15 protein-coding genes and 1 pseudogene are annotated in these 16,191 nt (G+C 72.9%); 4 read left to right on the top strand and 12 right to left on the bottom strand.

The genetic code is table 11. The annotated features are described in order from the left end of the window. Nucleotides 1-19: 19 nt before the first annotated feature. From ACFY60_RS03815 to ACFY60_RS03805, 3 genes and pseudogenes are all read right to left on the bottom strand, one after another. On the bottom strand, nt 20-1,573 hold the full coding sequence (locus ACFY60_RS03815) for a M28 family metallopeptidase (protein WP_388610067.1): 1,554 nt from the start codon (nt 1,571-1,573) through the stop codon (nt 20-22). Between the two features lie 336 nt (nt 1,574-1,909). Then, nucleotides 1,910-2,491, bottom strand: a pseudogene (locus ACFY60_RS03810) (HhH-GPD-type base excision DNA repair protein); the annotation flags it as partial. Between the two features lie 161 nt (nt 2,492-2,652). Further along, nucleotides 2,653-3,288: a TetR/AcrR family transcriptional regulator gene (locus ACFY60_RS03805; protein WP_388610070.1), complete on the bottom strand. Its 636-nt coding sequence runs from the start codon at nt 3,286-3,288 to the stop codon at nt 2,653-2,655. Between the two features lie 185 nt (nt 3,289-3,473). Between ACFY60_RS03805 and wrbA the strand changes: the two genes are divergently transcribed. Continuing rightward, nucleotides 3,474-4,082 (top strand): NAD(P)H:quinone oxidoreductase, encoded by a 609-nt coding sequence (gene wrbA / locus ACFY60_RS03800; RefSeq protein ID WP_388610072.1) that lies wholly within the window; start codon nt 3,474-3,476, stop codon nt 4,080-4,082. A 70-nt stretch (nt 4,083-4,152) separates the two neighbouring features. Here wrbA and ACFY60_RS03795 read toward each other — a convergent pair whose 3' ends face one another. Both ACFY60_RS03795 and ACFY60_RS03790 read right to left on the bottom strand, forming a co-directional pair. Beyond that, entirely contained in the window at nt 4,153-4,440 is a 288-nt protein-coding gene (locus tag ACFY60_RS03795) for a metal-sensitive transcriptional regulator (protein WP_388610074.1), read from the bottom strand. Nucleotides 4,441-4,587: 147 nt separating this feature from the next. Further along, nucleotides 4,588-5,310, bottom strand: coding sequence for a TetR/AcrR family transcriptional regulator (locus ACFY60_RS03790; RefSeq protein ID WP_388610076.1), 723 nt, complete (start codon nt 5,308-5,310; stop codon nt 4,588-4,590). Nucleotides 5,311-5,375: 65 nt separating this feature from the next. Here ACFY60_RS03790 and ACFY60_RS03785 point away from each other — a divergent pair, with 65 nt between their 5' ends. Continuing rightward, nucleotides 5,376-6,848, top strand: a complete 1,473-nt coding sequence (locus ACFY60_RS03785) for an MFS transporter (RefSeq protein WP_388610079.1) — start codon at nt 5,376-5,378, stop codon at nt 6,846-6,848. Nucleotides 6,849-6,908: 60 nt separating this feature from the next. On the opposite strand, the gene ACFY60_RS03780 is transcribed toward ACFY60_RS03785, so the two are convergent. Next, nucleotides 6,909-7,325, bottom strand: coding sequence for a YciI family protein (locus tag ACFY60_RS03780; RefSeq protein WP_388610081.1), 417 nt, complete (start codon nt 7,323-7,325; stop codon nt 6,909-6,911). A 137-nt stretch (nt 7,326-7,462) separates the two neighbouring features. Here ACFY60_RS03780 and ACFY60_RS03775 point away from each other — a divergent pair, with 137 nt between their 5' ends. Continuing rightward, nucleotides 7,463-8,092: a MarC family protein gene (locus tag ACFY60_RS03775; RefSeq protein ID WP_388610084.1), complete on the top strand. Its 630-nt coding sequence runs from the start codon at nt 7,463-7,465 to the stop codon at nt 8,090-8,092. Nucleotides 8,093-8,311: 219 nt separating this feature from the next. Here ACFY60_RS03775 and ACFY60_RS03770 read toward each other — a convergent pair whose 3' ends face one another. Genes ACFY60_RS03770 through ACFY60_RS03760 form a run of 3 tightly spaced genes read right to left on the bottom strand, consistent with a single transcriptional unit; the run spans nt 8,312 to nt 11,320 of the window. Further along, nucleotides 8,312-9,373 carry an aldo/keto reductase gene (locus ACFY60_RS03770; protein WP_388610086.1) on the bottom strand — a complete coding sequence of 354 codons (1,062 nt, stop codon included), beginning with the start codon at nt 9,371-9,373 and terminating at the stop codon, nt 8,312-8,314. Nucleotides 9,374-9,414: 41 nt separating this feature from the next. Continuing rightward, nucleotides 9,415-10,311, bottom strand: coding sequence for an alpha/beta fold hydrolase (locus ACFY60_RS03765; protein ID WP_388610088.1), 897 nt, complete (start codon nt 10,309-10,311; stop codon nt 9,415-9,417). 22 nt (nt 10,312-10,333) lie between these two features. Then, nucleotides 10,334-11,320 (bottom strand): DUF5937 family protein, encoded by a 987-nt coding sequence (locus tag ACFY60_RS03760; protein WP_388610090.1) that lies wholly within the window; start codon nt 11,318-11,320, stop codon nt 10,334-10,336. Between the two features lie 125 nt (nt 11,321-11,445). Here ACFY60_RS03760 and ACFY60_RS03755 point away from each other — a divergent pair, with 125 nt between their 5' ends. Continuing rightward, the gene (locus ACFY60_RS03755) at nt 11,446-12,657 is read left to right on the top strand and encodes an MFS transporter (RefSeq protein WP_388610092.1); all 1,212 of its coding nucleotides are present in this window, start codon (nt 11,446-11,448) and stop codon (nt 12,655-12,657) included. Between the two features lie 64 nt (nt 12,658-12,721). Here ACFY60_RS03755 and ACFY60_RS03750 read toward each other — a convergent pair whose 3' ends face one another. From ACFY60_RS03750 to ACFY60_RS03740, 3 genes are read right to left on the bottom strand one after another with little or no spacing between them, the layout of a single operon-like run. Beyond that, complete coding sequence (locus tag ACFY60_RS03750; protein ID WP_388610094.1) at nt 12,722-14,983, bottom strand: FtsX-like permease family protein; 2,262 nt, start codon at nt 14,981-14,983, stop codon at nt 12,722-12,724. Continuing rightward, on the bottom strand, nt 14,980-15,654 hold the full coding sequence (locus ACFY60_RS03745; RefSeq protein WP_388610097.1) for an ABC transporter ATP-binding protein: 675 nt from the start codon (nt 15,652-15,654) through the stop codon (nt 14,980-14,982). The genes ACFY60_RS03750 and ACFY60_RS03745 overlap by 4 nt, the downstream gene beginning before the upstream one ends. A 55-nt stretch (nt 15,655-15,709) precedes the next feature. Next, nucleotides 15,710-16,117, bottom strand: coding sequence for a hypothetical protein (locus ACFY60_RS03740; protein ID WP_388610100.1), 408 nt, complete (start codon nt 16,115-16,117; stop codon nt 15,710-15,712). Nucleotides 16,118-16,191 lie beyond the last annotated feature (74 nt).

Genomic DNA, 16,191 nt, shown 5'->3' with positions numbered 1-16,191 from the left:
ACCCGGGACCGCGTCCTCCTTACTCGGTGACCTCGTGGTGGTCGTCGTGCAGGCCGCCGCCGCTGCCCGCGTCACCCTCGGTCGGGACCGAGACGACCGGCTTGCGGAGGGAGGAGATGTCGTGGGCGTAGGTGCCCACGGCGTTCGCGATGACGTCGATGTTGGCGTCGAAGGCCGTCATGTTGACGTTGCTGAGGTCGTCGCCCTTCGCGTGGTAGTTCACGTCGTACGCGACGCCGGCCTGGCCGCCGAACTTGGCCGCCTGCGCGGGGGTCTTGATGCCTTCGGCGCCGGTGAAGGTGCCGCCGGAGGGGATGCCGACCTTGATGAACGGGCCGTAGTCGGAGCGGCCGGTGAAGTCGGTGCCCTCGTGCGGGAGACCGCGCTTGTCCATGAAGTCGGTGATGTCGCGCTCCAGCTGGGCGGAGCCCTCGGGGCCCGCGCCCTCACCGACGTTGTCGGAGTTGTCGCCGTCGTACACGAACAGGCCGTAGTTCGGCGAGGCGATCATGTCGAAGTTGAGGTAGAGCTTGATCTCCTTGCGGTCGAGCTCCGTCAGGTTCTTGACGTAGTGCTCGGAGCCGAGGAGGCCGACCTCCTCCGCGGACCACCAGGCGAAGCGGACCTTGTTGCGCGGCTTGTCCTTGGACTCGGCCAGCTCCAGGGCGGCCTGGAGGAGGCCGGCGGAACCGGAGCCGTTGTCGTTGATGCCGGGTCCGGCGGTGACCGAGTCCAGGTGGGAGCCGAGCATCACGGTGTTGGCGGCGTTGCCGCCCTTCGTCTCCGCGATGACGTTGTTGGTGGAACGCTTCTCCTGGAGCTGGCGGATCTCGAAGGAGAGGTTGACCGGGCCCTTGGCCAGGTCGGCGGCGAGCTTCTCGCCCTCGGCCTGCGGAATGCCGCCGGTCGGGATCTTGCCGGCCGCCGGGTCGCCGAGGGTGCCGGAGAGCAGGCCCGCGGTGTTGTTGTAGATGACCGCGCCGACGGCGCCTGCCGCTGCGGCGTTCTCCTGCTTGACGGCGAAGGCGCAGCCGCCGCGCTTGATCAGGGCGATCTTGCCGGTGAAGGTGCCGGAGGCGAAGTCGCCCGGCTCGCAGCCCGAGGTGCCGTCGGCGTCGACGGGCGCGGCGGCCAGAGCGGCCGTGATGCCGCCGACCGGCGTGGACTTGGTGTACGTCATCGCCTTGATGTCGAGCGCGCGGGGCGCGTCGCCGAGGACGGAGGCCTTCTCGGCCAGCGTCTGGGTGTAGATGAAGTCGAACTTCTCGTACGAGACGAGGTAACCGGCCTTCTTCAGCTGCTGGTACACGTACGCGGCCGAGGCGTCGTGCCCGAGCGAGCCGGCCGCGCGGTGGCCGCCGGCCGAGTCGGCTATCGCCTGGAACTTCTGCAGGTGCTTGTAGGCGCCCTGTGCGGAGGTCTCCCGGACCAGCTTCTTCGCCAGCTTCGCGGCGTCGCGGGCCGGGGCGGCCGCCGGGTCCTGGCCGGCGGTGGCCGGCGAGGCAAGGACCAGGGGGGTGGCGAGGGCGGCGGCGGCCAGAATGGCAGCGGCTCGACGCTGGGTTGCGTTCACAGAAGTCCTTCCCGATACGGACGCGGTTGAGGGGAAGTTAGCGATCTGGGGGGCGCTCTGTGAACAGGTTCTTCGCAATTCCTGTCAGGATGAGCAGGAATGACACCTGGAATTATCAATTCCCGGCCGGTTTGCCGCTCTTGGCGCCCTTGGTCCCCTTGTCGCTCTTGCTCGCCTTGGTGCGTGAGGTCCCCCCTTTGCGGTCGTGGCGGTCCCGGTGGTTCCGCTTCCGGTCGTGGTGGTTCCGGTGGCCGTGGCTCCTGCGGTCCCGGTGGTGCGCGTTCCGGCGGTGGTCCCGGCGGTTCCTGTGGTGCGCGTTCCGGCGGTGGTCCCGGCGGCCTTCTCCGCCTTGGCGGCCGCCTTCATCTCCTGCTTGTGGGCCCGGACCTTCGCCAGCGATTCCGGTCCGGTGATGTCGGCGGCCGAGCGGTACGCGCCCTCCTCGCCGTACGCCCCGGCCGCCTCCCGCCAGCCGGGGGGCCGCACCCCGTACCGCTTGCCGAGCAGGGCCACGAAGATCTGCGCCTTCTGCTTCCCGAAGCCGGGGAGGGCCTGGAGGCGGGCGAGCAGTTCGCGGCCGTCCGGCACGTCCGCCCAGACGGCCTCGGCGTCGCCGCCGTACTCCTCGACCAGGAAGCGGCACAGCTGCTGGATCCGCTGCGCCATGGAGCCCGGGTAGCGGTGCACGGCCGGCTTCTCCGAGAGCAGGGCCGCGAACTCCTCGGGGTCGCGGGCGGCGATGTCGTGCGCGTCGAGGTCGTCGGCGCCGAGCCGGGAGGCGATCGTGTACGGGCCGGAGAACGCCCACTCCATGGGCACCTGCTGGTCGAGCAGCATGCCGACGAGGGCGGCGAGCGGGGAGCGGCCGAGCAGGGCGTCGGCCTCCGGCTGCTGGGCGAGGTGGATCTCGGGGCTCATGCTCCGATCATCCCGCCGGTCCCGCCGGGTCGCCCGGCGGGCTCACCCCTCCGGGACGGGGGCGCCCCTCCGCGAACCGGGCGGGGGTCACCAGGACGCGCCGCCGGCTCGCCCGGCGCGCGCCCTCACCGACCTGGTGCGGCACGGTGCCGGGCCGGTTCTCAGGAGCGCAGGTGCAGCAGAGCGCGTACGCCCGCCTTGAGCCGGTCCGTCGAGAGGTCCTGGTCCACGGTGAGGTGGTGGATCAGGTCCGGCGAGAAGGGGGCGAGGAGGAGGTGGGCGAGGAGCGCGCCGTCGGCCCCGGGGCGCAGCTGGGTGAGGAGCAGCGCCACGTGGGTGTGCATGACGCGGTAGGCGCCGCCCGTGTACCGGCCGCGCGGTGCGGCGGAGTGCGCGGCGAGGAGGATCTCGCGCTGTTCCCCGACCCGGTCCACGAGGGCGTCGAGGAAGGCGTCGAGGCGTTCACCGGGCGGGGCGCCGGGGCCGAGCGGGGGCGGGCCGCTCATGAACGCCTCCTGGAACCGGCGCTCGCGGTCGTCGAGGAGCGCCCAGAGCAGCTGGGAGACGTCCCCGAAGCGCCGGTAGACGGTGCCGACGCCGATGCCGCTGGCGTGGGCGACCTGGTTCATGGTGACGGCCTCGGGGCCCTTCTCGGCGACGATCCGGGCGGCCGCGTCCAGGATCTTGCGCCGGTTGCGGGCGGCGTCGGCCCGTTCGGGGGCGGGCGCCCCCCTGGTGGGCAGGAGGCCGAGCAGTGGCGCCGGACCGTCCCCGGCCTGCGGTTTCCTCGTGCTCATCAGCCTGCTCCCGTTCTCGTGCGCCGCCCCCGCCCTCGTACGGGAGGCCCCCCTGGCCTCCCCGGTGGGTCCCGGACGCGTCCGGTGCCCCGGTTCGAGCATACCGGCAGCCCTTGCCAAGCGGACAGCTATCCACTTAGCCTCGTGACGGAAACGGAAAGTAATCCGAATGAGGAGAGTCCGTCATGTCCGTGAAGGTCGCCGTCATCTACTACTCGGCCACCGGCGCCGTTCACCAGCTCGCCCAGGCCGTGGCCGAGGGCGCGGAGAAGGCCGGTGCCGAGGTGCGTCTGCGCCGGGCCGCAGAGCTCGCCCCCGACGCCGCGATCGACGCGAACCCGGCCTGGCGCGCCCACGTCGACGCCACCGGCGACATCGAGGTCGCCACCCTGGACGACGTCGAGTGGGCCGACGCCTACGCCTTCGGTTCCCCGACCCGCTTCGGCAACGTCGCCGCGCAGCTGAAGCAGTTCATCGACACGACCGGCGGCCTGTGGCAGCGGGGCGTCACGGCGGACAAGCCCGCCACCGCCTTCACCAGCGCCCACAACCTGCACGGCGGCAACGAGTCCACCCTGCTCGCGCTCTACAACACCTTCCACCACTGGGGTTCGATCATCGTCTCGCCCGGTTTCACGGACCCGTCCGTGTACGCGGCCGGCGGCAACCCCTACGGCACCGCCCACCCCGGCGCCAACGGCGCCCCGGCCGAGACCGTCCTGCAGGCCGCCCGCTACCAGGGCAAGCGCCTGACCGAGGTCACCCAGCGCCTGAAGGGCCTCGCGGTCGACTGACCGGCCGTGACGCGGAGGACCCCCGGGCGGCGCACCCGCGCCGCCCGGGGGTCCTCGCGTCCGTGCCCCGTCACGCCAGGGACAGGAACAGCTTCTCCAGGCGGACCCGCATGACCTCGCGGTCCTCGGGGGACGCGCCGCCCTCGCCGGTGTCGGTCAGGCACTGCTGGAGTCCGGTCGCGATGATCGCGAACCCGGCCCGGTCGAGCGCGCGGGACGCGGCGGCGAGCTGGGTGACGACCTCCTCGCAGTCCCGGCCCTCCTCGATCATGCGGATGACACCGGAGATCTGGCCCTGTGCCCGGCGGAGCCGGTTCAGGACGGACTTCAGCTCCGCGCCGGCGAGATCGAGTTCCACGCTGCTCCTCCATGGACGCCCCGGGGTGTCGTTCCGCTTCCTGTACGGGGGCCCGTCGAGCTCCCAGGATGTCACCCGCGGCGCCCGCGCCCCTCTCCCCGGCCGCCGGTTGCGCCGGGGCCGCACCCGGTGCTCCCGGCGGCGGTCTCAGACGGTGCCGGCCGCCGCGTACCGGCGCAGGAACATCTCCACCCCGTCGGCGAGGAGCCGTTCGCTCAGCTCGTCGCCGAGGTCCGCCCCGTACTGCTCGAAGACCATCTGCGGGAAGACGAGCAGCGAGTAGAGCTGGAGCACCGCCACCTCCAGGTCCGGGATCTCCAGGCGGCCCCGGTCGGCGAGGGCGCGCAGGGCGTCCGCGACGGCCGGGTGGTGGCCCGTGGGGCCGTGGGCGCGCCAGGCCCGGCCGAGCTCGGGGAAGCGGTGCAGTTCGGTGGCGACGAGGCTGCGCAGGGCGCGGGCCTCGTCGTCGGCGCGGACGGCCCGCACCCAGGCGCGGCCCGCCTCGGTGAGCGCGGCCCGCAGGTCGGTGGCCTCCGCTAGCCCGGCCAGGTCCGGCCCCTCCGGTCCGGTGGTCAGCGGCTCGTCGAGGGCGCCCGCGACGACGGCGGTGAAGAGGGCCTCCTTGCTGCCGAAGTGGTTGTAGACGGTCACCTTGGAGACCGCGGCCTCGGCGGCGATGGCGTCCATGCCGACGCCGAACCCCTCGCGCAGAAACAGGTCGCGGGCGGCCCGCACGATCGCCTGCCGCTTGCGGGCGGCGCGGGGTCCGGAGGGGGCGGGCCGGGACCCGGCGGCGGGTGCCTGAGGGGCGGCTGCCTGGGAGTCGGGCCCGGCGGCTGCCGGCGCCCCGGGGGCGGGCTGGGCGGTCATGAGGGCAGCGTACCAACGCAACTGAACTCTTGAGTTCAACTGAACTGATCCGTACAGTTCAGTTCATGACGACCGGACACCCCGCACCGGGGCACACCCCTGCCCATCCCGACCCCCACGCCCCGCCGCCCGGAGACCCGGCTACGCCCCGCCGCCGCTGGGCCGCCCTCGCGCTCCTCTGCGCCGCCCAGTTCATGCTGATCCTCGACGTCACGGTCGTGAACGTCGCCCTGCCCTCCCTCGCCGCCGACCTCGACCTCGACCGCACCGCGCTGACCTGGGTCGTCACCGCGTACACCCTCTGCTTCGGCGGCCTCATGCTGCTCGGCGGGCGCCTCGCCGACGCCTTCGGCGCCCGCCGGGTCCTCCTCACCGGCCTCGCCGTCTTCACCGCCGCCTCCCTGGCCTGCGGTCTCGCCGGGAACGCGGCCGTCCTCCTCGCCGGCCGGACCGCCCAGGGCATCGGCGCCGCCCTGCTCTCGCCCGCAGCCCTCGCCCTCGTCACCACGGGCTTCCACGGGACCGACCGCGCCCGCGCCCTCGGCGTGTGGGCCGCCGTCGGCGGCACCGGCTCGGCCGTCGGCGTGCTGCTCGGCGGCGCGCTCACCGACGGCCCCGGCTGGCCGTGGATCTTCCACGTCAACGTGCCCGTCGGCCTGGCCCTGCTGCTCACCCTCCCGAGGCTGCTGCCGCCGTCGCCGCGCGGCACCGGAGGCCGGCCGGACGTCCCCGGGGCGCTGCTCGTCACCACCGCGACCGGTGCCCTCGTCTACGGCCTCGTCCGGGCGGGCGACTCCGGCTGGGTCTCCCCGGCGACCCTGCTGCCCCTGTCCGGCGCGCTGCTCCTGTACGCGGCCTTCGCCGCCGTCGAACGCGCGAGCCGGGCCCCGCTGATGGACCCCCGGACGTTCACCCGGCGCCCGGTCGCCGCCGGCTCCCTGCTCATGCTCGTCGCGACCGCGCTCCTGATCTCCTTCTTCTTCCTGGGCTCCCTGCGGCTCCAGCACGTCCACGGCCTGGACGCCCTGCGCACCGGCCTCTTCTTCCTCCCGGTCGCCCTCACCACGGCGCTCGGCGCCCACCTCGGCTCCCGCCTGATCACCACGGCCGGCCCGCGCGCCTGCGCCACCGGCGGCATGGCGCTCGCCGCCCTCGCCTGTCTGCCCCTGACCTTCCTCGGCCCGGCCCCGGGCGGCGCCAACCCCTGGACCATCCTGCTGCCCGCCCTCGCGACGGCCTCCCTCGGCCTCGGCGCGGTCTTCGTCACGGCCACCACCACCGCCCTGGGCCTCGTCGCCCCGCACGAGGCCGGCCTCGCCTCCGGCATCGTGAACACCTTCCACGAACTGGGCGGATCGGTCGGCGTCGCCGTCGCCTCGACCGTCGCCCTCGGCGCCACGTCCCTGCCCCGCCCGGACGGCTTCACCGCCGCCCTCACCCTGTGCGCCGCGGCCGCCGCGGCCACCGCTCTCGCGGCCCCCTTCCTCGTCCCGCGCGGCACGCCCCACCTGACGGGCGGGCCGCACGGGATGCACTGAGCGGAGCCCGACGGGTACGCAAGGGGTGGCCGGCGTCGCGGGCCGCCCGGCGAACCCGCCTCAGTCCTGGCTCGGGCCCGTCTCGTCGACCGGGCGGACGACCACCGGGTACTCCGGGGCCCCGGGCGGCTGGGGGCACCGGGCGACGCGGGCGGCGATCTCCGTCACGCGGTCGAGGCTCGCGCAGTCCAGGAGCCAGTACCCCGCCAGGACCTCCTTCGTCTCCGCGTACGGCCCGTCCGTGACGACCGGCCGGCCGTCCCCGTCCACCGTCACGAAACGGGTCGTGGACGGGGCGGCGAGCCCCTGCACGTCGAGCAGCTCGCCCGAGGCCGCCAGGTCCTCGTTGATCGCGTTCATGTGGTCGAACATGACCTGGAGCTGTTCCTTGTCCCAGGCGGGGCTCGCCTCCGAACCGCGGCCCGTCATCGCCGCGTAGTCCGCCTGCGAACCCAACACCATCACCAGGTACTTCATGACGTCCTCCTCCGGACTTCCCCGCGGCTCTCCGCCGCCTTCGCAGGAGAGTCGGAGCGGCGGGCGCGTTCTCGACACCGCGCGGGAAAAAAGAAGGGAAAGCCGGATGAATCACCCGGGAGCACCATCATGCCGGTGTGAACGCATTCACCTTCTCCGCCGCCTTCATCACCTTCTTCTCCGTCGTCGGCCCCCCGAAGGTGCTCCTCTCCTTCGCCGGCCTCGCCCAGGTCCACCCCGTCCGCCAGCTCCGGACGATCGCCCTCATCTCCTCGGCCGCCGCCGTCCTCGTCGGCCTGGTCACCGGCATCACCGCGCCCTGGCTGCTCGACCTCTTCCACATCAGCACCCCCGCGCTCCAGCTCGCCGGCGGCGTCATCTTCTTCCTGTACGCCGTCGGCCTCGTCCTCGGCATCCACCTCGGCTCCGACGGGATCCGGCAGGACGCCCCGGATCTCGTCAGCGGGGTGCGCGAGCTGCTCATGCCGTACGTGGTGAGTCCGCTCGCCATGACGGCGGTCCTCATCGAGGCGGCGGCCCGCGACTCCTTCAGCTGGCGCTCGACGGTCGTCGGCGCGTACGTCACCGTCATCGCCCTCGACCTGGTCTGCGTCCTGCTCCTCACCCGGATCCTGCGCCGCACCCACCACGCCACGATCGAACTGCTCGGCCGCCTGCTGGGCCTGCTGCTGGCCGCCGTCGGCGTCGACCTGGTCCTCGACGGGCTCTCGGACCTCGGCGTGCCGGGGCTCACCACCCGCCACTGACCCACGGGCGCCGCGCGGTCGCCCGTCAGGGACGCGCCGGGGCGGGGCCGGCCGGCCGGGCGACGAAGTCCGTGACCGTCCGGACGAAGACGTCCTCCTGCTCGAAGAAGACGACGTGCCCGGTGTGGGCGGCATGTTCGGAATGAGGGCCTCGGCCTCCTCAGGATGGTCGGCACCGAACAGTTCCTGCCCTCCTGAACCACCGCCCGCCCGGCGGACTCAGGCGTCGGCCGCCGCCCGGTCCCCCAACGGCCGCCGGCGCAGGGCCGGATCGGTGAGGGCGGCGGGACGCCAGACGCCGTCGGGGGCGTACAGGTCGGTCCCCGGTGGCACGATCGCGTCGATCCGGTCCATGGCCTCGTCCGTGAGCAGCACCGGCGCGCCCTTGAGGAGCCCCTCCAGCTGGTCCATGGTGCGCGGCCCGATGATCACCGAACTCACCGCCGGATGCGCCGCGGCGAAGGCGATCGCGAGCTCCGGCAGAGTGCAGCCGAGGTCGTCGGCGAGCGCCACGAACTCCTCGACCGCGTCGAGCTTGGCGGCGGTCGTGGGCAGCGCCGGGTCGAAGCGGTGCGGAACGAGCGCGGGCCGGCCGCTGCTGAGGTCGATCGGACGCCCCTTGCGGTACCGGCCGGTGAGGAAACCCGACGCGAGCGGGCTCCAGGTGAGCACGCCCATCCCGTACCGCTGGGCCACCGGCAGCACGGAGGCCTCCACGCCCCGCGCCAGCAGCGAGTAGGGCGGCTGCTCGGTGCGGAAACGGCGCAGGCCGCGCCGCTCGGCGACCGTGTGCGCCTCCACGATGTCCTCCGCCGGGAAGGTGGAGCAGCCGAACGCCCGGATCTTGCCCTGGGTGACGAGATCACCGAGGACGCCGAGCGTCTCCTCGATGTCGGTCCGCGGGTCCGGCCGGTGGACCTGGTAGAGGTCGATCCATTCGGTACCGAGCCGCCGCAGGCTGTTCTCGACGGCCTGGGTGATCCAACGCCGGGACAGACCGCCCCTGTTGCGGCCCTCGCCCATGGGGAAGTAGACCTTGGTGGCGAGGACGGTGACCTCGCGGCGGCGCCGGTCGCGGAGCGCCTTGCCGACGATCTCCTCCGACTCCCCCACGGAGTACATGTCGGCCGTGTCGACGAAGTTGACGCCCTGGTCGAGGGCGGCGTGAATGATCCGTACGGACTCCTGATGGTCGGGGTTGCCGACCGCCCCGAACATCATGGTGCCGAGGCAGTAGGTGCTGACTTCGATCCCGGTCCCGCCGAGTACCCGATAGCGCATGCGCGCACTCTAGGAATTGGAGTGCGCTCCAGCGCAAGGCCTCAGGCCGTTCGCTCCCGTTCCGCGGTCCCGGGCCCCAGGGCCTCGGCGAGGAAGCCGGCGACCAGCCGGTGCAGGACCCGGGGCCGCTCCAGGTGGACGTCGTGCCCCGCGCCCGGCACGCTCGCGCCCCGGAGGCGGGGCAGGAACCGGGCCATCTCCGCGTACTCCTCCGCGCCGACGATGCCGCCCCGGGAGCCCTCCCCGAGGACCTCGAGGACGGGGCAGGTGATCGCCGCCCACTCGTCCCAGAAGGCGCGGCGGGCGTTCTCCGCCACGGACGCCACCATGACCTCGGGGTCGAACCGGGGCCACAGCCCGCCGTCCGCCCGCCGCTCCAGACCGTCCGCCCAGCCTTCCCCCACGGGCCGGTTGCCACCCCCGAGGTACGCGACGGCCGCCTCGCGCGAGGGGAACGGCACCGGCCAGCCGGCCAGCCACTCCCCGATCACCCCAGGCAGCCCCGGGGCGGCCCGGCCGGGGCCCGCCTCGACGAGCACGAGCGCGGCGACGAGCCCGGGATGGGCGGCCGCCGTGAGCAGCGCCGTGTGCCCGCCCAGCGACTGGCCCGCCAACACCACGCGCCCGAGCCCGAGTTCCCGTACGACGGCGGCGGCGTCGGCGACGTACGCGGCGCGTGAGGTGTCCGCCGGGCGCCGTTCGCTGTTCCCGTGCCCGCGCTGGTCGAGGGCGACGACCCGGTGCCCGGCCCCCGCCAGCAGCCGGGTGGTGGCGTCCCACTCCCCGCCGTGCCCGGCGAGCCCGTGCAGCAGGAGTACGGGCGGCCGCGTGCCGCCGCCTCCCGGACCCTCGGGGCGGTGGTCGCGGTACGCGAGCCGTACGCCGTCCCGTACGACGACCCCCTCGGTCGTCCGCGCCGTGTCATCGGTGGCCGTCATGGGGCCATGATCCCCCGGGACGCTAGGGGTTGAGGAGCTGGTCGGCGACGGCGGTGCGGGCGTAGAGGACGGAGCGCCCGCTGCGGTGCGCGGTGACCAGGCCCGCGTTCCGCAGGGCGATGAGGTGCTGGGACGTGCCGGCGGCCGAGAGCCCGCAGTGGGCGGCGAGCTGTGTGGTGGAGGCGGGGGTGTCGAGTTCGGTGAGGAGCAGGGTGCGGGACCGGCCGAGGACGGCGGCGACCGCGTCGGTGGCGGCGGCCGGCCGTGGGTCCCACAGGGAGCCGATCCCGCGTGCCGGGTAGGCGAGTTGGGGCGGGTCGGGGTGGACGGACCGGGTGAGGATCCGGGGCCAGGCGAAGACGGAGGGCACGAGCAGCAGCCCGGAGCCGGCCTGGTCACGGGTGAGCGCGCAGTGCCGCCGTACGAGACGCAGGGTGCCGTCGTCCCACCGTACGGTCTCGTGGAGTTCGCCCAGGACCCGGGCGGAACCGTGCTCGGCCACCTGCCGGGCCCGGTGGAACACGTCCGCCTCCAGGACCTTCTGGATGCGGGCCCAGTAAGGGGCGAGGGCGAGCTCCCAGTAGGTCTCGATCTCGTCGGTGACCTTCCGCAGGGCCTGCTCGGGCGCCCGGTCGAGCAGGTGGAGCCGGGCGTTGCCGGGTTGTTCGGCGAGGAGTTTGCGCAGGTCGTCACGGACCTGGGCGGCGGGGGTGCGGCGGATGGCGTCGAGTTCGGAGGAGAGGGTGGGGAAGGGGCCGGCGGGGGTGGGGTTGAGGAAGTCGGCCAGGTACCCTCCGGCCGGTATCAGGGCGGCCAGCCAGCCCCGGTCGAGCCCGGCCCGCGCGAGCCGGGGCCGCACCTGTGCCGCCCAGCGCCGGTGCGGGGCCGCGGTGCCCTCACCGGCCGCGCCGGTGAGGGCCCGGTAGCTGGTGACGACCTCCCACATGGGGGAGACGGCGAAGCGCGTCTGGGCGAGATCGGCGGCGGAGAAACTGAGCTCGGATTCCACGGTCTCACCTCGGGTTGGGGGGAGGGGCGGACCGGGCAGGCACCGCCTCCCCCGGTTCCGGCGCCCGGATTCGGCCTGAGCTTAATCATTGGAGGGCGCCGGGGGACGGCGGCCAGTCTTCCCCCATGCCTGCCACTCGGACCACCGCCCCGTTCCGGGGCCTCCCGCCCCTCGTCTGGACCGTCTTCGCCGGAACGATCGTCAACCGCCTCGGCTACCTGGTCACCCCCTTCCTCGTCTTCTTCCTCGCGTCCCGCGGCGTGACCGGTGCCGAGACCACCTACGTCCTCGGCGCGCTCGGTGCCGGCAACCTCCTCGGTCCCGCCGTCGGCGGTGTCCTCGCCGACCGGCTCGGCCGCCGGCCCACGATGCTGATCGGACTGATCGGCGCGGCGGCGGCGCAGGGCGCCCTGTTCGCCGCCCCGGGCGTGGTGACGATGGCGGTGTCCGCGCTGCTGATCAGCGCGGCCGGCAGCACCGTGTCCCCGGCGGCGTACGCGCTGATGGCCGACGCCGTCGAGGGCGAGCACCGCCAACGGGCGTACGCGCTCCTCGGCTGGGGCGTCAACATCGGCACGGCGGTCGCGGGCGTCCTCGGCGGCTACCTCGCCGCCCGGGGCTACTGGCTGCTGTTCGCGGTCGACGCCGGTTCGATGCTGCTCTACGCCCTGGTCGTCGCCCTCCGCCTCCCCGAACCGCCGCGCGCCGCGACCGCCCCGCGGCAGAAGGACGGCATCGGGTACGGAGTCGTCCTGCGCGACCGCCTCACCCTGCTCCTGCTGCCGCTGCTCGGAGTACAGCTGTTCGTGTACTCGCTCACCGAGGTCGCCCTGCCGCTCGCCGTCCGCGACAGCGGCCTCTCCCCGGCGGTGTACGGCGCGATGGCGGCCGTCAACGCGGCCCTCGTGGTCGCGCTCCAGCCCTTCGTGACGACCCGGCTGGCCCGCTTCCCGCAGCTGCGGGTGCAGAGCGCGGGCAGTGCGCTGATCGCCGTGGGCGTCGCGCTCACCGGCCTCGCGGACGGGATCGTCGGCTACACCGTGTCGGTCGTCGTCTGGTCCCTGGGCGAGGTCGTCGTCGCCGGCATCGCCGCCGGGATCGTCGCCAGCCTGGCCCCGCCGCACGCCCGGGGCCGCTACCAGGGCGCCTTCAGCTGGACCTGGGGCGTGGCCCGCTTCGCCGCCCTCAGCCTCGGCGTCACCGTCTACACCCAGCTCGGCCCGGCCGCGCTCTGGTGGACGGCCCTCGTCGCCGGCACGGCCACCGCGGCGGCGCTCCTGTCCCTGAGCGCCCGCATCACCCGCCGTACCGCCGACGCCCACACCCTCGCGGCCTGAACGACCCCACCGGTGCTCCCCTCGCGCACGTCCGCGAGGGGAGCACCGGCGTCCCGCGCGCTCCTCAGTCCCGCCGGATGTGCTCGGGGTCGACATGCCGCCGCACCATCGGTACGGAGGCCACCCCGGCGATCAGCAGCACCCCCAGCGCGCAGGCGAACAGCAGCGGCAGCGCGTCCCAGTCCCAGTGCACGGCGCCGCCGCCGGTGATCAGGTAACTCGACTCGGCCAGCCAGCCGGTGACGAGTGCGGCGCCCAGTCCGACCGCCAGCGGCAGCACCACCTGCACCACCTGCACCACCCGCAAGGTCCCGGCCCGGGCGCCCAGCAGGGCCAGGGCCGCCACCTGCCCCCGCCGCTCCATCGCCCGGTCGGCCACGGACACGACGAAGGCGGCGACCCCGATGACGAGCCCCAGCACCATGCCCACGGCGAGCAGACTGCGGATGACGGTGAGCTGCGCGAGGGACTCGACCACGATCCCCACCGGCTCCACGGCGGCGGTGGGAGCCACGGCGCCGATGCCGTCGAGCACCCGCCGCACGGTGGCCGGATCGGCGCCGCTCACGAGCGTGAGCGCCCCGCCCGCCTCGGCGACGTGCGCCGGGAGCAGCGACGGCGGCACGAGCAGCGCGCCCGACGCGACGACGGACACGCTCCACGGACGCACGTCGACCCGCTCGGGCGGGACGGTGAACATCGCCCTGCGCCCGTTCTCAAGGGCGAACGCGTACCGCTCGCCCGGCTTCGGGTCGTACGCGAAGGCCGAGTCGGTGTTCCGCAGCTGCATGACCTTCCCGTCGACGCAGCCGGACGCCCGCCGGGTGATCGCGGTGAGCTGCGCGCAGGTGGCGACCACCATCGAGGTCTGCGGCACGTCGCTCCCGTCCAGCGGATCCCAGGACCGGTACGACACCACGTGATCCACGACCCCCGGCACCCGCTCCAGCGCCCTCCGCTGCGCCGCGTCGATCTGGTCCAGCTCGATCCGGTACTCCTGCACCGGGTCGGTCCGCCGGCTCACCTGGTCCAGCTCCACGAGCACCCCCTGCGTCAGCGAGGCCCCGAAGAGCAGCAGGACCAGACCGGTGACCACCCGCAGCGAGGCCCCCGGGTCCACCTCGGTCCGCCGCATCGCCAGCGCCAGCGGCAACGACTTCACCGTCCCCGCCACCCGCTTCGCCAGCCACGCCGTGATCGGCGCCAGACCCCACACGAGCCCGGCACCCGTCAGCAGGACGGCCCCGGGCACGAGCAGCGAACTGGCGGACCCACCCGACGGGTCCCGCCCCATGACGCTGAGCACGCAGTACCCGCCGATGACCCCGAGCCCGGGCACCAGCAACAGCGCCCCCGCCTTCCGCGGCGTCCGCCGCTCCCCGGTCCGCCGCACACTGATCGGCGACTTCGCGGCCCGCCGCGCACCGAACTGCCCCACCACCCACGCCAGCGCCGGACACCCCACCAGACACCACGCGACGGTCTCCCACCCGGGCCGCCCGTCCGCCGGATACCAATGCAACCCGGGCAACCCGACCCGCGCCATCACCTCGTTGACCCCGACATACACCCCGACCCCGACCACGGCTCCCACGAACGCCGCGACCACACTCTCCCCGGCATTCACCCGCATGGTGTCCCGCGCACTCAGCCCTACCAGCCGCAGCGCGGCCAACCGCCGGGCACGCGATTCCCCGGAAAGCCGGGCGCAGACGGACAGGAAGATGACGAGGGGGAGAAGAACGACGCAGGCGAGGGTGAAACGGAGGGCGTCGAGGGTGGAGGGTTCGATGACTTCCTGGCTGGAGTATTTGCTCCCGAACGACCCGAGAGGGACGGCGTCGGTCAGCGTCTTCGCCTCGGTGCCGATGTAGGCGTAGAGATCTTCCTGGCCGCCCAGCCCTTCGGGCCGGATGACACCGGTCACTCGCCCCGGTACGAGGCCTTTGACGCCGGGGTGCTTAGCCAGAAGGTCGCGCAACTCCGGGGAGACCACAGCCTCACCGGCTGCTGGGAGTGCGCTGACCCCGGGCGGGACCGGCCCGGGCCCGGGCCGGACGCGGGCGACGAAGACGCGGCGGAGTGGTCGTGATCCGTACGGATCCCTGTGTTCGACGTGGACGAAACTGCTGGTCGCGGGGTCACCGGGGAGGGCCTCCCGAGAGGCGGTGCGGGCGTCGTGTGCCGTGACGATGGACGGAATCGTGAGAACGGCTGCCAGACAGGCCACACCCAGCGCGGAGCCCAGAGTCATCAACGAAAAGCGGACGCGTCCTCGGCGGTCGCTTCCCCGGAGCAGGCGTAGGCCGAGCAGGAAGGCATTCACACAGCCACCCGTTGAGCCAGAACTCCGTCGGTCATCGTGTACTGCTTGTCGGCCTTGGAGGCCACGTTCGGATCGTGCGTGACGATGACCACCGCAGTTTTCTGTCGACGAGCCAGGTGAAGAAACTCGCTCAGGACCGCGTCTGCGTTGGCACTGTCAAGGGCGCCGGTCGGTTCGTCGGCGAACACGACGTCCGGTCGGTGGACGAGCGCCCGTGCCACGGCGACGCGCTGACTTTGGCCTCCCGACAGTTTGGAGGTCCGTTGCCGGAGGAAATCGCTCATTCCGAGTCGGCCGAGTACCTGGGCTGCGACCGCATGGGCGTGATCTTTACTGATGCCCGCCAGACGCAGAGGAAGAGCGGCATTCTCCTCGGCGGTCAATTCGGGAAGCAGTTCTCCGTACTGGAAGACGAAACCGAGACGCCCCCGCCTGAGCGCACTCAGTTCCCCGTCCGGCAGGGAGGCAAAATCGATGCCGTCGAAGACGATCTTTCCGTTGGACGGTGGAAGGATGCCCGCGAGGCAGTAGAGCAGTGACGACTTGCCCGACCCACTGCTCCCCATGATGGCGGCGACTTCGCCCCGATCCAACGTGAAGTCGACACCACGCACTGCCTGGTGCGTGCCGTAGAAGAGGTCCACGCTTTCCGCGCGGAGAATGATGTCCATAGTGAGGTGCTCCCTGGGGAAGGAGCCGCCGGTGGGCGGCTCCCCGAATCACCGGCTAATTGCGCTCGAACGTCCGAAGCGGCGAGCAGTTGTCCGGCCGGAAGGATCCGCGGTCCCGACACAGCCGCACTTCCACCTTGCGCGTGATTTGAAGCGCGGGGTCGTAGAGCACCTTGTCGACCCTGACGTCCCCTTTCTGAATTCCCTTGATTCGCTTCTTCGGGTACTCGGCGATCTTCGATTCGATGTAGACGTTGTGATCGTCCGCGGCGGACTCGTCCCGCAGTACACCTTGGATGTGGAGACCGCTCGGTGGCTGGTTCTTCGGCTGCCAGGTGTACCTGCCCTTGAACGAGGCGCCGTTCGTGTGCATCGTCATTTCCTTCCAGGAATCGGCCACGGCCGCTCCCATGCCACCGAAGAAAAGACTCGCGGCGACCGCCGCCACTGCCAACTTCCGCATGAATACCCCTGTATAGTCCGAACGGGCGGGTCGCAGCAGAAAGTAGCGGAAGCGCAGTCCCTCGGAAGGCGCAG

The organism is Streptomyces sp. NPDC012827, from assembly GCF_042900905.1.
GTDB classification, from domain to species: Bacteria; Actinomycetota; Actinomycetes; order Streptomycetales; family Streptomycetaceae; genus Streptomyces; species Streptomyces gulbargensis.
Note: the sequence above shows the minus strand (reverse complement) of the source record. Positions and strands in the feature narration are given on the sequence as shown.

Excerpts from the sequence above, each read along its gene's own strand:
- ACFY60_RS03805 (WP_388610070.1), bottom strand. The coding sequence starts at position 3,288 with ATGAGCACGAGGAAACCGCAGGCCGGGGACGGTCCGGCGCCACTGCTC.
- wrbA (WP_388610072.1), top strand. The coding sequence starts at position 3,474 with ATGTCCGTGAAGGTCGCCGTCATCTACTACTCGGCCACCGGCGCCGTT.
- ACFY60_RS03790 (WP_388610076.1), bottom strand. The coding sequence starts at position 5,310 with ATGACCGCCCAGCCCGCCCCCGGGGCGCCGGCAGCCGCCGGGCCCGAC.
- ACFY60_RS03785 (WP_388610079.1), top strand. The coding sequence starts at position 5,376 with ATGACGACCGGACACCCCGCACCGGGGCACACCCCTGCCCATCCCGAC.
- ACFY60_RS03780 (WP_388610081.1), bottom strand. The coding sequence starts at position 7,325 with ATGAAGTACCTGGTGATGGTGTTGGGTTCGCAGGCGGACTACGCGGCG.
- ACFY60_RS03770 (WP_388610086.1), bottom strand. The coding sequence starts at position 9,373 with ATGCGCTATCGGGTACTCGGCGGGACCGGGATCGAAGTCAGCACCTAC.
- ACFY60_RS03765 (WP_388610088.1), bottom strand. The coding sequence starts at position 10,311 with ATGACGGCCACCGATGACACGGCGCGGACGACCGAGGGGGTCGTCGTA.
- ACFY60_RS03755 (WP_388610092.1), top strand. The coding sequence starts at position 11,446 with ATGCCTGCCACTCGGACCACCGCCCCGTTCCGGGGCCTCCCGCCCCTC.
- ACFY60_RS03745 (WP_388610097.1), bottom strand. The coding sequence starts at position 15,654 with ATGGACATCATTCTCCGCGCGGAAAGCGTGGACCTCTTCTACGGCACG.
- ACFY60_RS03740 (WP_388610100.1), bottom strand. The coding sequence starts at position 16,117 with ATGCGGAAGTTGGCAGTGGCGGCGGTCGCCGCGAGTCTTTTCTTCGGT.